This window comes from Granulicella sp. S156 (genome assembly GCF_009766105.1).
Classification (GTDB): domain Bacteria; phylum Acidobacteriota; class Terriglobia; order Terriglobales; family Acidobacteriaceae; genus Granulicella.
Genome location: NZ_LMUH01000009.1, coordinates 484,752 through 499,635, shown reverse-complemented (window position 1 = coordinate 499,635; position 14,884 = coordinate 484,752). Strand labels below are relative to the sequence as shown.

Sequence of the window (14,884 nt, the reverse complement as noted above, 5' to 3'; positions counted from 1 at the left end):
ACTCGCCACATTTCAACTGCATCAGCTTCTACAAAACTTGCAAAGTCTATATGTGGATACCGCCTAGCAGCTACGCACTACGCGTCCAGCTTCTTCACCACCAACTCATTCAGCACTGCCGGGTTCGCCTGTCCCTTCGACAACCGCATCACCTGGCCGACGAAGAACGCAGCAACCGTCCGCTTGCCCCCTTTGAATTGAGCGACCTGTGCAGGATTGGCGGCGATCACCTCGTCGATCATCGCTTCAATGGCCGAGGTGTCGGAGATCTGCTGTGGCTTGTCGCGATCGTAGATGTACGCGAAGTCCTTGCCCTCGGCGAAGCATGCATCCAGCAACTGCTTGAGCTGCTTGGACGAGATCTCTCCCGCTTCCGCAAGGTCGGCGGCGAGCACAACACCATCCAGCGTGACCGGCGACTGCTCGAACGCGATCTCCGCCGCACGCAGGCGCATGGTGATCTCGCTGAGCAGGATCGACGCTACACGCTTGGGCGATTTGGCTGTCTTGGCGGCTACTTCAAAGCGGTCGCCCAGCGAGCGCGTCGTCGTTAGCGTAGCTGCGTCCTGCGCGGAGAGGCCGTACTCCGCCGAGAGGCGGGCGCGGCGCGCTTCGGGCAGTTCGGGCATCGCGGAGAGAATCTGCTTCTGCCACTCCGGCCCCACCACCAGCGGCGGAAGGTCCGGCTCCGGGAAGTAGCGGTAGTCGTGGGCCTGCTCCTTGGAACGCATCGAGTACGTGCGGCCCTCGGCGCTGTTCCAGAGACGCGACTCCTGCACTACGCGGCCGCCCTCTTCGATCACGCCGATCTGGCGCTCGATCTCGTACTCCACAGCCGAGCGAATGTAGCGGAACGAGTTGACGTTCTTGACCTCGGCCTTGGTGCCGAAGGCTGCGGCGCCGCGCGCCTCCCAGTCCGACTTGAGCATCACGCTTACGTTGGCATCGCAGCGCAGCGAACCCTCTTCCATGTTGCAGTCCGAGACGCCGGTGTAGAGCAGGATCTCCTTCAGCTTCGTCAGGTACTCGAAGACCTCGTCGGCGGTGCGCAGGTCGGGCTCGGAGACGATCTCGACCAGCGGCGTTCCGCAACGGTTAAGGTCGATGTAGGTGCGGGTGACGGAGTCGGCAAAGCCGTCGTGCAGGCTCTTACCGGCATCTTCTTCCATATGCAGGCGGGTTACGCCGATGCGCTTGGGGTTTCCCCCGGCGTCGGGAACAACGATGACGCCGTTCTCCGCAATCGGCTTATCGAACTGCGAGATCTGGTAGCCCTTGGGCGAGTCCGGATAGAAGTAGTTCTTGCGCGAGAAGATGCTGGTCTCGCGAATCTCGCAGCCAATGGCCCTCGCCGCGAGCACCGCGAACTCCACCGCCTGCTTGTTCAGCACAGGCAGCGCACCGGGCAGCCCGAGGCAGGTGGGGCAGGTGTGGGTATTGGGCTCACCGCCATACTCGTTGCGGCAACCGCAGAAGGCCTTGGACTGCGTGAGCAGCTGGACGTGGACCTCAAGTCCGATGACGGGCTGGTACTTGGCGAGAACTTCGGGCGAAAGACCTGCAACGGCTGGCATAACGCTTAGTTTATCAATGTCGTTGCTAAACTAGAGACTGCATGATTCTTCCCTTCGTCCGCGAGTTGATGGCGGACCTGGAGCACTCCGCCGCTTTTGAGCGTGTGCGTCGCCATTTAGCGGGCGGCACGGGGCGGAGACGTGTGTCCGGACTCACCGCGACCGCACGTGCGCTCTATCTTCCCTACTTCGTTCGCGCCTCGCAATCCCCCGCGCTGGTGCTGGTCTCCGACAACAAGGCAGCTGAGGCCCTGCACGCCACGGTGCTCGCGGCGTGCGAGCTGACGGGCGTGCTTGCCGGCGAAGAGGTCCTGCGGCTGCCTGCGCACGATGTGCTTCCGTTTGAGAACCTGTCACCCCACCTCGAGATCCAGGAACAGCGCTCCGCCGCGCTGTGGAAGCTCTCCAGCGGGGCCGCCAAACTGGTGATTGCGCCGGTGGAAGCCGCCTGCATGAGGCTCTTCACGCGCGACTTCTACGCTGCGCTCGCGCTCACCTTGCGCACAGGCGAGGAACATATTCCCGAGATGCTGATTGAGCATCTGCTCTCGGTCGGCTACACGCGCGTGGACGTCGTCGAGATGCCGGGGCAGGTAACGAGCCGCGGCGGCATCCTCGACGTCTATGGGCCAGAGATGGAACGCCCGGTGCGCATCGACTTCTTCGGCGATGAAATTGAGTCCATTCGCCGCTTCGATCCCGACACGCAGCGGTCGAGCTCCGCGCTCGATGACGTGCTGCTGCTGCCGCTGACCGAAACGCCCGTTACCGAAAAGCTCCTGGAAGCGATCAATCGACGCCTCACACGCTCCGGCACGGCCGCCGGGGCGAAGCTCGAAGGCGGCGAGACGCCTAATGAACTGGTCAACCACGTAGCGACCCGCACGGGGGAGGCAACGGTATTTCCCGGTTGGGAGTTTTACGCCGCGGTCGCCGGGGCAAAATCGTCCCTGCTGGAGTTGATGGGGCCACAGACGCGGGTCTTCGTCGAAGAACCGGCGATGGTCGAGAACCAGGGCGAACGCTGGTGGAATAAGGTCGAGCAGGCCCACGACCGCGCGGGCATCGGCTCGCTGGTGAGGCCGGAAGATCTGTACCTCTCGCCGTGGGAGCTGCAGGACCGCATCCGCGCGTACCCGGGCTGCGAGCTCGACCAGATCGGCATCGTCGACATATTGGACGCGGACCGCAGCGATGCCAGTGAGATTGAGTTTGCGACGCGCCCGACGATGCGCTTCCACGGATCGATCCCCGCCATGGTGGACCAGTTGAAGTCGCTGATGGAGAACGAGGCGCGCGTGCTGATCGCGGCCGCTAATCAGGGCGAAGTCGAACGGCTCGCCGGCCTATTGCAGGAGTACGGCGTGCCGTACCGCATCGGTTCGCGGCCGCAGCAGGGTGGTTCGACGACGGTGTACTCGGAGTCGAGCTATCTGGCCGGCGACCTGCGTACGCCGGTGATCGCGCGCGCGGCGATCGCGAACGGCGTGCAGGTGCTGGACCTGGATCGTGCCACGGCCCAGCAGCTTGTGGTCATTGGGGCAAATGACATCTCCGACGATGCGGATGTGAATGCGCGGCCCGTTGCTCGTAAGTCGAAGACCGCGGCCTTCATCTCGGACTTTCGCGATCTCGCGGTAGGCGACTACGTGGTCCACGTCGAGCACGGCATTGCACGCTACGACGGCCTGAGAATCCTGGACCAGCCCGACGCACCACCCCTGGAACTGATGATCCTGGAGTTCGCCGACGAGGCCAAGCTCTATGTTCCGCTCACGCGGCTCGACCTGATCCAGAAGTATCGCTCCACTGAAACCGGCCCTGCGCCGCAGTTGAACCGGCTCGGCAACCCCGCCTGGGCCAAGACGAAGGCGCGCGTCAAAAAGGCCATGCAGGACATGGCCGAAGAGCTGCTGAAGCTCTACGCGCAACGCAAGGCCGCGGTAGGCACGGCGTTCTCTCCGGACAACAACCTTCAACGTGAATTTGAAGATGCGTTCGACTTCAACGAGACCGAAGACCAGCTGAACTCCATCGCCGACATCAAGCGCGATATGGAGTCGACGCAGCCGATGGACCGCCTGCTGTGCGGCGACGTCGGCTATGGCAAGACCGAAGTCGCCATGCGCGCAGCCTTCAAGGCCGTGCAGGACGGCAAGCAGGTCGCCATACTCACGCCCACAACAGTGCTCTGCTTCCAGCACTTCGAGAGCTTCAAGCGACGGTTCAGCAAGTTCCCGGTCATCGTCGAGATGATCTCGCGCTTTCGCACGGCCAAGGAAAAGAAAGACGTTCTCGAGCGCACCGCGGAGGGCAAGGTCGACATCCTGATCGGCACGCACGCGATTCTTTCGCAGAGCCTGAAATTTCAGGACCTCGGACTCCTGGTAGTGGATGAGGAACAACGCTTCGGCGTGCGCCACAAGGAGCGGTTGAAGCAGATGCGTGCGGCCATCGATGTTCTTGCGATGTCGGCGACGCCGATCCCGCGCACACTGCATATGTCGCTCGTAGGGCTACGCGATATGAGCGTCATCGAGACGCCACCCAAAGACCGCATGGCGATCCAGACCATCGTCGCGAAGTTCGACGAGAAGCTGATCCGCACCGCGGTTGAGGTAGAGCTGGAGCGGGGCGGGCAGACGTACTTCGTGCACAATCGCGTGGAGACGATCTACGAGCTGGCCTCCAGGATTCGCGAGCTGGTGCCGCAGGCGCGCGTTGTGGTCGGGCACGGACAGATGCCCGAGGCCGAACTCGAACGCGTGATGCTCGCCTTCATGAACGGCGAGTACGACGTGTTGTGCGCGACCTCGATTATTGAGAATGGGCTCGATATTCCGCGTGCGAACACGATCATCATCAATCGTGCCGATCGACACGGCCTGAGCGAGCTGTATCAACTGCGTGGACGTGTTGGCCGCTCCAACCGCCGCGCCTATGCGTATCTGCTGATCCCACCCGAGCAACAGCTCACAGAGATAGCTCGACGCAGACTGGCGGCACTCAAAGAGTTCTCCGACCTGGGCGCTGGCTTCAAGATCGCGGCACTTGATTTAGAACTACGCGGCGCGGGCAATATGCTCGGCGGCGAACAGTCCGGGCACATCGAAGCCATCGGCTTTGAGATGTACACCACGATGCTCGAAGAGGCGGTGAGCCGGCTCAAGGGCGAAGGCCGCGAGGAGCGGCCGCAGGTCACGGTGAACCTCGGAATCTCACTGCGCATCGACGACTCATACATTGCGGAAGAGAACCAGCGGCTGCGCATGTACAAGCGCATCGCAGGCTCGCAGACCCAGACAGAGCTGGCCGAGGTCCGCGACGAGTTGCAGGACCGCTATGGCACGCCACCTGAAAACGTTCTGCATCTGCTCGCCGCCGGAGAGATTCGCCTGACCTGCGAACGCCTCGGCATCGCGCAGATCGAGCGCAAACGCACGGCGATTGAAGAGCCTGCGAAGAAACCTGCACCTCCCGCAAAGCCGGCGGCTCGCCCCGCCTATGGTGGCGCGTGGGCACCTTCGGCCCTGAGCGCAGCCGAACGGATGGCGCGGCCACCATTGGCAGGCCGTCACGGCCAGCTCCCGCAGACGGCGAACCTGCAGTTCTCCAGCCGCGCCGCGCTGAACCGCACAGAGTCCAATGCGGCGCGGGCAGTGCGCGAGACGGCAGCAGTGCGTCCGGCAAATGCGCCGCTCGCTCAGGCCGGCAAGATCAAGGCGATGCGCGACATGCTGTACGTCACCTTCAGCGACAAGCTGCACACGGCTCCTGCGGAAGAAGGCAAGGGCGTCAACGTAGGCGCACTGATGAAGCTCGTCGCACGCAATGCGAAGAACGGTGCGCAGCTTACGCCGCAGGGTGTGCTGAAGTGGCCGTTGACCAGCGCGCAGGCGGATGTCGTTATCGCCGAGACGCGGGATCTGCTGACGGCGCTGGATGTGAGTGCATAAAGCGCACCTTGCCCTTACGTAATGGAACCGGATAGGACGGGTTCGCGTACTTCAAAGTCGACGCACTTGTGACCAGGGAGATGGAATGCAGGCGAAGCAGAACGTACGCGACTACTCTGAAATGGTCTATGCAGCGCGCGCCGTGCTGCTCTCGATGATGCTGTTATTCGCAGTACCTTTCGCTCAGGCACAATCGGCAGAAAGCTCCAGCAACGAGGTCGTCGTTCATAACTTCATGCCGGATTTCTGGAGCTTCTGGAGCGCGGCATCGAACAAATCTCCGGAAGAACAACGAAAGAGCTGGCAAACACTGTATATCGAGCCGCATGCGGCCGTGTTTGCGGACCTGGCCAAGCCTTGCGCGAAACACCTGAATGACGTCGCGCTGCAAAAAGAATACTTCCCCACTCTGGCTGAGTTCATACCAGCGATTCACGCACTCGATGCCGCCATACCTGGAACCATCGCGGACGCGAGACGCAGCTTCCTGAAAGTGTTTCCCGATATGCGATGGGCTGGAGACATCTACATCATGGCGTCGGGCGGCTGTTTCAATGGCCGCTCGCAGCGGATTCAAGGCCGGGAGGCTTTACTGCTTGGGCTGGACGACATTGTAGAGCTGCACGAAACCAATCTGCCTCCGCTGCTGCATCATGAACTATTTCATCGCTATCATCACGCCTTCTTTGCGTATGAGCCGGAGCGTGACGAGCCTCTCTGGACTCGGCTTTGGGCCGAAGGAATGGCAACGTACGTCTCGCGCAGACTGAACCCGACTGCCCCCAACATGGACGCGCTGTGGATTGAAGATCCCCAGGTAAAGGTGCTGGATGATCGAGAGCAGGTCATCGCAGCGGACTTTCTAAGCCACTTCGATTCAACGTCTCAAAGAGATGCATCGCTCTATTTTCTCGATGACCAGAGCAAGGATACGAAGATTCCTGCTCGAGCCGGATACTACCTGGGCCTGAGAGTGGCCGAGCAGCTTGGCCGGCACTACTCGCTGCAGGAGATGGCCCATTGGAATCGCGCGCAGGCCGAACCGCGCATTCTTGCGGTGCTTAGGGAGCTGGAAAAGAAGGGCTCGAGGGGTAAATAAGTCCGGCCATTATGGTGCGTTGACGCGCGTTTCGATACACTCGCGGCATGCGTATTCTGTTTACCGCTTCGCTCGCCGGAGCCCTTATGCTGACCGCTATGTCCGCCTCCGCGCAACGCCTCTCCGCCGATGGCGCGAGCCAGACGTTCAACTACCTCACCGACCAGTACTTCGAGCAGATCTACTTCAAGTTCGCGCCCACCGCCGGTACCGGAGCCGGGCTGCACCAGTACGACACGCAGCTGGAGGACTACTCCGCGGCGAGTGTGCAGAAGGAGATTGCCGCACTGCATGACTTCGAGAAGAAGCTGACAGTCATCGACCCCGCAGCGCTGGATGCGGAGCCTGCGGCGGACTTCCAGATCCTGCTCGATAACGTTCGCGGGACCCTACTGCAGCTCGAGGTCATTCGCGGATGGGAGAAGAACCCCGACAACTACTCCAGTGGCGTGACCAGCTCTATCTTTGCCGTCATGGAGCGGCCCTACGCTCCGGTGAATACACGCCTGCGCGCCGCAGTCGAACGCGAGCGGCAGATTCCGCAGGCCCTGCTCGAAGCGCGCAAGAACCTCAAGAACCCGCCGCATATCTATACCGAAATCGCCCTCGAACAGATCGACGGCTTGGTCAGCTTCTTCCAGACCGATGTGCCGGAGGCCTTCAAAGATGCCGACGACGCTACAGCCAAGGCCGACTTCGCAAAGACCAATGCCGCCGTAATCGACTCGCTTAAGAGCTATGGCGCCTGGATGAAGTCCGACCTGCTGCCCCGCTCCAACGGCGACTTCCGCTATGGCCCCGACACCTTCCAGAAAGCGCTCGCCTACAACGAGATGGTAGACATTCCGCTCGACCGACTGCTGCAGATCGCGACCAACGATCTGCACAAGAATCAGGCTGAGTTCGCACGGGTCGCGAAGGAGATCGACCCCGCGAAGACACCGCAGGAGGAGCTGGCCGAGCTGGCAACGATCCATCCCGCGCCTGACCAGTTGTTGAATGCGTTTCACGGCGAGTTCGACTCGCTGATCGCCTACATCCGTTCGCATCACATCATCACGATCCCCAGCGACGTGCAGCCGACCCTCGAAGAGACGCCGCCCTTCATGCGCGCGACGACGCAGGCTTCCATGGACCCTCCGGGACCGTTCGAGACGCACTCTACCAAGGCCTACTTCAACGTCACTCTGCCGGAGAAAGACTGGACGCCTGAACGCATCGCCGAGCACATGGCCGCGTTCAACATCGGCACCATCGTTTCGACCGGCGTGCATGAGGCCTATCCCGGCCACTATGTGCAGTTCCTCTGGCAGCCGCAGTTCCCCTCGAAGATCCGCAAGCTGCTCGGCGCAAATACCAACATTGAGGGCTGGGCACACTACTGCGAGCAGATGATGCTCGACGAGGGCTACGGCCAGCCAGGCTTTGGCGCCAAGACGGAACGCGAGGCTAAGCTCATTCGTCTCGGCCAGCTGCAGGATGCCCTGCTGCGCGATGCCCGCTTTGTGGTGAGCGTGCGGATGCACACCGGCACAGGCGGTGCGATGAGTTTCGACGATGCGGTGAACTTCTTCGTCAAAGAGGGATACCAATCGCGCTCGATCGGCGAGATGGAGACCAAACGCGGAACTTCGGATGCCCTTTATCTCTACTACACGCTCGGCAAGCTCGAAATCATGAAGCTGCGCGAGGACGTAAAGAAGAAGCAGGGCGCCGCGTTTGACCTGCAGCGATTCCACGACGACTTCATGCGGCAGGGCTTTGCGCCGGTGAAGGTGATCCGCAAGACCATGCTGCATGACGACAGCCCGGTACTGTAGATCACTTGCCAGGCCATCGTGTGAAGATGAAATAGTTACGCGATCCAATGAACCAAAGTGAACTGAAAGCTCGACCTATTGGTTGGGCGGCGATAGCTCGAGCCTTCAGTTCACCCATTGAATTTTCCTCTGGATTTCCTCTGATTCGGAATCCAGGGGCGTTTAGCGCACGCTTTGTCCAGAGCTGGATACAACGTAGTTTTGGCATCTGAAATCCAATCATTTCTACGGGTTGCCTCAGTTGCGTCGTGTATATCCGACATTATGGGAAACAGCCTTGGTAGGATATTTATCAAGTTCTATGAGCTTGAAATCAATAGGTTTGGAGCGTAGATGGCTTTTTTGAAAGTCCGCAAGGCCGTGATTCCGGCGGCAGGCATGGGTACCCGATTTCTTCCCGCCACCAAAGCAACTCCCAAAGAGATGTTGCCGCTGGTCGACAAGCCCCTGATCCAGTACGCCGTCGAAGAGGCGGTTGCCGCTGGGTGCACTGAGGTCATTATCGTCACCGGACGCAATAAGGCGACGATGGAAGATCACTTCGACAAGTCGCCGGAGTTGGAGGCCTCGCTGATCGCGCGCCACCGGCCGGCACTGCTGGAGATCGCCCAGTCGGTGACGAAGCTGGCCCGCGTTGTCTACACGCGGCAGTGCGAGCCGCTAGGCCTGGGCCATGCCGTACTGCAGGCCAAGTACCTTGTCGGCGATGAGCCCTTTGCCGTCATCCTTCCCGATGACATCGTGGACTCCAGGGTTCCGTGCATGAAACAGATGGTGGAGGCTTTCCACGAAACTCAGTCCTCCATCCTGGGCTCAGAGGTTGTGGACCGCGAAGCGATCAGCCACTACGGTTGCCTGGACTGCACCACCGACCCGAAGAATCCGCGACTGCTCGACGTCAGCGACATGGTCGAAAAGCCGAAGCCCGAAGATGCCCCGAGCTTGAACGCCATCATCGGCCGCTACATTCTTACACCGCGCATCTTCGAAATGATCGAGAAGACGAAGCCCGGTGCGGGCGGCGAATTGCAGCTTACCGACGCCATCAAGGCGCTGCTGCAGTATGAGAAGGTCTATGGCTTCAGCTACGAAGGCAAGCGCCACGATGCGGGCGATAAGTTCGGCTTTTTGAAGGCAACTGTCGAGTTCGCGCTCAAGCACAATGAACTTGGACCGAAGTTCCGCGAATGGCTGAAGACGCAGCAGTTTTAAGCAATCTTCTGTTCGTCACTCCACAAAGGCGGGTGCCCGAAGATGGGGCACCCGGATTATTTCCAGACCCATGCGATACCATGTTTCGAACCCCTGAAGGACTCGAAGCATGCGTCGCTCTACTCATGTTATTGCCCCCTTGCTGGCCGCCTCGGCCATGACTCTACTCGCCGGCTGCCGCCATCAAGAGATGGAGCGTTGCGTCGACGAGTCCAATCACGTCGTGGATCCCAGCTTCTGCAAGAATCTGCCTCCCGGCGCACAGCAACCAGTCGCAGGGACCCCTCAGAACAACGGAGTTCCCTACAGCAATAACAACCTCTTTCTTGCCCATTCCTATCGCTACTACTACGGTGGCGGCGGAGGCTGGGGCATAGGCAGTATTGCAAGCGGTGGCAGCTACGCGCCGGCCGCTGGACACAGCTACTCCTTCTCCAGCGGAACCAGTCGTGGAGGCTTCGGCAGCAGCTTCTCTTCACACGGCAGCAGCGGAGGCGAATAAATTATGCAACGGCACACTCTCACACCTCGCCCCAACTGGCAGCAGACCGTCGAACAGCAGGGCCTCACCTTCCATACGCCTGAACCCGATCCTGCGGCGCCAAACGCTCGCCCTTACTGGGATGAAAGCGCCTGCTACGAGTTCACTTCGGCTGAAGTCGACCGCCTTGAAGCAGCCGGCAATGAGCTGCAGGAGATGTGTCTCGCGGCTGCACAGAACGTCATCGATAACCGGCGCTACGACGAACTCGAGATCCCCGCCGAGGCCGTGCCGATGATCGAGTGGGCCTGGAACGAAGAGCCTCCCGCGCTCTACGGACGCTTCGACATCCTGTGGAATGGTCAGGGCGCTCCCAAGCTGCTCGAGTACAACGCCGACACTCCGACCTCGCTGCTGGAAGCCGCGGTGATCCAGTGGTATTGGCTGCAGGATGTCTATCCCCACGCCGATCAGTTCAACTCGCTGCATGAAAAGCTGATCGCCAAATGGCAGGACGTTGCGAGCTATCTTTCCAAACCTATCTACTTCGCCAGCGCCGACAACCCCGAAGACATGCTCACGGTCGCCTACATCCGTGACACCGCCGAGCAGGCGGGGCTGCCTACGAGCCAGCTTCTGATGCAGGATATCGGCTGGAGCGAGCCTCGGCAGTGCTTCGTCGACACCGAGCCAGAGGAGAACCCGATCCAGTCTCTCTTCAAGCTCTATCCGTGGGAGACCATGCTCGAAGAGGCCTTTGCGACCCAGGCGCTCAAAACCTATCAGGACATGCGCTGGATCGAACCCATCTGGAAGATGCTGCTCTCCAACAAGGGAATTCTTCCGGTGCTGTGGGAGCTGTATCCCAACCACGAGCTTCTGCTCGAAGCCCACTTCGTCACCGGCTCCAGCGGATGGCAACCGGCCGCTGGATGGGTGAGAAAACCCATGCACTCGCGCGAGGGTTCGAACATCGTGATTACCGGCGAACAGGGGCAGCACATCGCCACCGATGGGCCGTATGACAACCGCCTGCTGATCGACCAGCGCTTAGGCCCGGCAACTGTATTTCCGGACGGTCCTCATTCGGGCCGCTGGCCTGTGCTCGGCCTGTGGATGATCGACCAGGAGTGCTGCGGCATGGGCATTCGCGAAGATGCGGGGCCTATCACCGGGAACCTCAGCAGCTTTGTGCCGCACTTCTTCCGGTAGAGAATTCGACCTCATCTAAACGAGACGCACCGAGAATCCCTTCCACTCAAGAGCTTGTTGGACATTGCCGTAGATTCGCTCTTCCGTCTCCGGGCTCAGGTTCAGCGGCATGTCTGTCGATGGCGATTCCATCGAGCCGTAGAAGAGGTCCTTCTGTGTGTCCCCTTCGAATTGCAGCTTCACAGAAAGACCCTCTTCCTCATAAAGGAGAAAGTAGCGCGAGAGCAGCCGGACGCGAAATCCCTCGTCGGAGACGATCGTGCCAGGTCGAAATAATGGAGAGTGAAACAAGTAAGGCCACCTATGAATTAAGACTTTGTGACAGTTACTCCTTTAGAGGAACTTGCCGTATTACAAATTTCCAACCCGAGGCCACTAGTGCTTCCTTCATTCGATCCAGGATTACTTCTTCAGAGGTGGATGGTATTTCGGTCGTGTTATCCCAGACCAACGGATGCTCGGCATAAACTTCGAGCCAGTAATCTGCGAATAGCACATCAAAAAAGTCGGGCAGGATATTTATTCACCATCGATTTTTACGCTCCACGCGTGGCTCTGCAACCATAGTGACATTCCTGCCATCCTCGGAGTAGCGAATCATGATGGGCAAGGCTGGTATCACGGTAAATCCAGCACCGTGGTAAATACCTTTCCTTACAGATCGAACATGTTCCTCATAGATCGCGGCCACTCGCATACCTTTGCCACTCATTTCTTCAATCGCAGCGGATGTTCATCGGGAATTGTGCTGCTGGTTGGGACCTCGGTCAATACGAAAGCAGCGACACTTCTGCTTGAGAGCAGCCTCGACACGCTGCAAGATGAGGTGCTGGTGATCCAAGGATATTACTGTCAGGTCATCGTCATCCCAGACAAGAGGATCCTCGATGTACACCCCTAAACACCAGTCTCCTAATATCCTGCTTAGAAACCTGGAAAGCTTGTTTCCCCGATACGGCTCGTCGGTACGATGGATCAGATCGCTAAACATCGTGATGGATCGATCCTCCTCGATATAGCGCACGGCATCGCGTGAGCGCACCTCTACCAGATAGCCTGTACCCACGACCGGTCTTGGGCGGCTTCGATCGAGTAATGCTTTGAAGCCCGGTCCAATCGTTGCCATTATGGTCACCAAGAGTGAGGGAATCTGTGTAGCCGGAAAGGAAGAGTCGCATAGAGCCTTCTCCGGCCCACGAATGAAGCTTTGCCGCTAAAGTTTCGGCGCAAGCAAACTGGCTAAGGCCTCCCAATTATTCATCATGGCGTCGGCAAAGGTGGCAAGGCTGTCCTGTGGCCGCAGGGTGGAAGGGCTACCGGTTGCGACCCGCAGAGCCTCTTGAATCTCCTGCCATTCGCCGCCACTGGAGGGTTTGACTTGCACGCTGGTTTCAGCTCTACCTTCCGAAACTTGCACGGTAAAGTCCTTAAAGTCCACAAGACACAATGCGTAATTAAAGTGTGTGCGAGCGGGAGGAGTTTGAAGACGAATTACCCCCGAATGCCTGATAAGCAGAGCAGCCCAACTCAGCTCAACGTTACGACATAAAGAACGATAAAGCTTCTGCGATAGAGCCGCATCCGATCCAGCGCTAAACAGGGATATCCCCTTGGAAAGAACTTTTCCCACGATGTGGAGGACAAGGTCCCACCCCTTATCGAGAGAGCCGCTCATCGCTTCACCATTTCCACAAAACAGAGTTATCGAAATTCATAATCAGATTAATCGGTTGTCAGCAATCACTTGACAGGCAAAGCCCTGGGAAACGAGAGCGTCGCGGATATTCCTTGCGATACGAAACCTCTCCGCTGCAGAAAGGTTTTGGTAACCGATGCTCGATGCTGCCATCTCATTTACATCCATCGAAAATCCTCCATCCACACCCTCTTCCGCAAGAATGTCTAGTTCCTGAGCACCTTCCTGATAGCGCAAAGAGACAATACTGTGGCTCAGCGATCTTCCGCGACGCAAAATGAAATTCGGCCCTTTATACAAACGGAAACGCCTGCCCACCACCCCTTTCATGATGGAGGAAAGAGCACTCCAGATAGTATCTTTCCCCATTCTTACCATCTCTCATGATTAGATAAATCTGGATTTGATTTTTAATAGAATATTTTGGAAGCTGCCTGCAAACAGTACAAGGCCTCAAAAAAGACCGCTCTTAGCTATCACGGCACGAAACATGGAAATTGTGAGCTAACTGCAATTCCGCTACACCAAAGTATTGAGCAAGTGCCACCCTAACGAGTTGCTTTCTTACGAAAACATACTTAATTCGATTCGCTTGTAGCGCCTCCGCTATTCTACGTTCTATAAGATCAGGAGAGGTCTCCGGATGGCAGTCTGTGTTATCGCAGACCATAGGTTCTTCAATCCAAACCTGAAAGTATAGATGCGCGAAGAACGGACGCAATAAATTTGGCACATACCTTGCCCACGAAGGTTCATCCGACAACATATCGGTAAAAGCCGTTACAGAACAATTTGCTTCGCGATATCGAACAGCGAGCGGAAGAAAGATCTCCACTTTGTAGTCATCGCGAAGGTACGTATGTCCCCTAATGAGTGCAAACTGCTGCTCGTCGAAATCTGTGACGTTCATGTTTTGCGATCCGGTCAAGGTCAAACTTCAATGATAGATAAAGGGTTGAAATGCATAGCTATTCGAAAATAACCACGGCAACTCATGCTTGAAGAGAAACGAAATATCATTTGGATTTTCGGATAGAAAAATATTGATAGATCCGCCTGCACCCCAGGCCCACATCATAGATGAGCGAGCCCACACCCAAGACGCGATCCTTCCTTCGAATCCAATATTTCGGACTACCCAAGCGCCGAGAGGTGTAGAAGTGATAATCCGACCTCCATTGCTTTCGATGAAACTAGCCATAGCCTGCTTGGTTAAATTGTAACTCTCGTAGAATATGCGGCCTTCCGATGGCCCCAGAAGAGCTTCGTTCACTTCCATCGCCACCAAAGGCGTCCCTACAATAATGGCCGCACCCGCTAGGCTGGCTCCATAGAAGCCACCAATCCCTTGCCACGTCGCAATCCAGCCAGCCTGATGATTGATAGCCATGGCCAATTGCCGGATGCGAACATTGTCTGGATTTTCGAATCCGGCGGTTCCCACACGACGCATCGGACCGTTTGCACTGTGATGCGAATGAGGGTGGGTTGGAAGAGCAGGCGGAGCGAATGCATGGTGTCGTGGATGATGTCCGCGATGCGTATGGCCGCCAACCGGATAGCCGTAATCGTCGCCACCATGGCTATTCGTAACCATCCACCATCGGCCGTCTGAGCCGAAGACGTATTTGTTTCCGTTTTGATACCGGTAAGGACCGTAGCTCATGCTGTAGCTCCGAAGCAGTGGAGGAGAACCGATTGCAGGATGCTAGTTGCCTAGCTGGATCTTAACGGCCTGCTTGGCGTCGAGTTCCGGCTGCAGCGTGAGGGTGAGGATATGGTTGGTTCCATCGCCATCCTGAGTGTTTCTAGAGGCGCCGGTGAGAGATTAGCC

The 14,884-nt window shown here is 58.2% G+C and carries 12 protein-coding genes; 7 read left to right on the top strand and 5 right to left on the bottom strand.

Annotated elements, in window-relative coordinates; translation table 11 throughout:
- Window positions 1-77 precede the first annotated feature (77 nt).
- Window positions 78-1,574: an Asp-tRNA(Asn)/Glu-tRNA(Gln) amidotransferase subunit GatB gene (gene gatB, locus GSQ91_RS09670; RefSeq protein ID WP_158821323.1), complete on the bottom strand. Its 1,497-nt coding sequence runs from the start codon at window positions 1,572-1,574 to the stop codon at window positions 78-80.
- A gap of 41 nt (window positions 1,575-1,615) precedes the next feature.
- On the opposite strand from gatB, the gene mfd reads away from it, so the two are divergent.
- The 6 genes from mfd to GSQ91_RS09640 all read left to right on the top strand — a co-directional run bounded on the left by mfd (window position 1,616) and on the right by GSQ91_RS09640 (window position 11,354).
- Complete coding sequence (mfd, locus tag GSQ91_RS09665) at window positions 1,616-5,530, top strand: transcription-repair coupling factor (RefSeq protein ID WP_158821322.1); 3,915 nt, start codon at window positions 1,616-1,618, stop codon at window positions 5,528-5,530.
- An 85-nt stretch (window positions 5,531-5,615) separates the two neighbouring features.
- Window positions 5,616-6,629, top strand: a complete 1,014-nt coding sequence (locus tag GSQ91_RS09660; protein WP_158821321.1) for a hypothetical protein — start codon at window positions 5,616-5,618, stop codon at window positions 6,627-6,629.
- 47 nt (window positions 6,630-6,676) lie between these two features.
- Window positions 6,677-8,449 carry a DUF885 domain-containing protein gene (locus tag GSQ91_RS09655; RefSeq protein ID WP_158821320.1) on the top strand — a complete coding sequence of 591 codons (1,773 nt, stop codon included), beginning with the start codon at window positions 6,677-6,679 and terminating at the stop codon, window positions 8,447-8,449.
- 333 nt (window positions 8,450-8,782) lie between these two features.
- Window positions 8,783-9,661: a UTP--glucose-1-phosphate uridylyltransferase GalU gene (gene galU, locus GSQ91_RS09650; protein WP_158821319.1), complete on the top strand. Its 879-nt coding sequence runs from the start codon at window positions 8,783-8,785 to the stop codon at window positions 9,659-9,661.
- A gap of 109 nt (window positions 9,662-9,770) precedes the next feature.
- Entirely contained in the window at window positions 9,771-10,163 is a 393-nt protein-coding gene (locus tag GSQ91_RS09645; RefSeq protein ID WP_158821318.1) for a hypothetical protein, read from the top strand.
- A gap of 3 nt (window positions 10,164-10,166) precedes the next feature.
- Window positions 10,167-11,354 (top strand): glutathionylspermidine synthase family protein, encoded by a 1,188-nt coding sequence (locus GSQ91_RS09640; RefSeq protein WP_158821317.1) that lies wholly within the window; start codon window positions 10,167-10,169, stop codon window positions 11,352-11,354.
- Between the two features lie 15 nt (window positions 11,355-11,369).
- On the opposite strand, the gene GSQ91_RS09635 is transcribed toward GSQ91_RS09640, so the two are convergent.
- Complete coding sequence (locus GSQ91_RS09635) at window positions 11,370-11,645, bottom strand: hypothetical protein (protein WP_158821316.1); 276 nt, start codon at window positions 11,643-11,645, stop codon at window positions 11,370-11,372.
- 376 nt (window positions 11,646-12,021) lie between these two features.
- On the opposite strand from GSQ91_RS09635, the gene GSQ91_RS09630 reads away from it, so the two are divergent.
- Complete coding sequence (locus tag GSQ91_RS09630; protein WP_158821315.1) at window positions 12,022-12,255, top strand: hypothetical protein; 234 nt, start codon at window positions 12,022-12,024, stop codon at window positions 12,253-12,255.
- A 312-nt stretch (window positions 12,256-12,567) separates the two neighbouring features.
- On the opposite strand, the gene GSQ91_RS09625 is transcribed toward GSQ91_RS09630, so the two are convergent.
- The 3 genes from GSQ91_RS09625 to GSQ91_RS09615 form a co-directional block, all read right to left on the bottom strand.
- Window positions 12,568-12,738 carry a hypothetical protein gene (locus GSQ91_RS09625; RefSeq protein WP_216845160.1) on the bottom strand — a complete coding sequence of 57 codons (171 nt, stop codon included), beginning with the start codon at window positions 12,736-12,738 and terminating at the stop codon, window positions 12,568-12,570.
- A gap of 333 nt (window positions 12,739-13,071) precedes the next feature.
- Entirely contained in the window at window positions 13,072-13,419 is a 348-nt protein-coding gene (locus GSQ91_RS09620; RefSeq protein WP_158821313.1) for a hypothetical protein, read from the bottom strand.
- A gap of 568 nt (window positions 13,420-13,987) precedes the next feature.
- Window positions 13,988-14,716 (bottom strand): hypothetical protein, encoded by a 729-nt coding sequence (locus GSQ91_RS09615; protein ID WP_158821312.1) that lies wholly within the window; start codon window positions 14,714-14,716, stop codon window positions 13,988-13,990.
- Window positions 14,717-14,884 lie beyond the last annotated feature (168 nt).

Excerpts from the sequence above, each read along its gene's own strand:
- gatB (WP_158821323.1), bottom strand. The coding sequence starts at position 1,574 with ATGCCAGCCGTTGCAGGTCTTTCGCCCGAAGTTCTCGCCAAGTACCAG.
- mfd (WP_158821322.1), top strand. The coding sequence starts at position 1,616 with ATGATTCTTCCCTTCGTCCGCGAGTTGATGGCGGACCTGGAGCACTCC.
- GSQ91_RS09660 (WP_158821321.1), top strand. The coding sequence starts at position 5,616 with ATGCAGGCGAAGCAGAACGTACGCGACTACTCTGAAATGGTCTATGCA.
- GSQ91_RS09655 (WP_158821320.1), top strand. The coding sequence starts at position 6,677 with ATGCGTATTCTGTTTACCGCTTCGCTCGCCGGAGCCCTTATGCTGACC.
- galU (WP_158821319.1), top strand. The coding sequence starts at position 8,783 with ATGGCTTTTTTGAAAGTCCGCAAGGCCGTGATTCCGGCGGCAGGCATG.
- GSQ91_RS09645 (WP_158821318.1), top strand. The coding sequence starts at position 9,771 with ATGCGTCGCTCTACTCATGTTATTGCCCCCTTGCTGGCCGCCTCGGCC.
- GSQ91_RS09640 (WP_158821317.1), top strand. The coding sequence starts at position 10,167 with ATGCAACGGCACACTCTCACACCTCGCCCCAACTGGCAGCAGACCGTC.
- GSQ91_RS09630 (WP_158821315.1), top strand. The coding sequence starts at position 12,022 with ATGTTCCTCATAGATCGCGGCCACTCGCATACCTTTGCCACTCATTTC.
- GSQ91_RS09620 (WP_158821313.1), bottom strand. The coding sequence starts at position 13,419 with ATGGGGAAAGATACTATCTGGAGTGCTCTTTCCTCCATCATGAAAGGG.
- GSQ91_RS09615 (WP_158821312.1), bottom strand. The coding sequence starts at position 14,716 with ATGAGCTACGGTCCTTACCGGTATCAAAACGGAAACAAATACGTCTTC.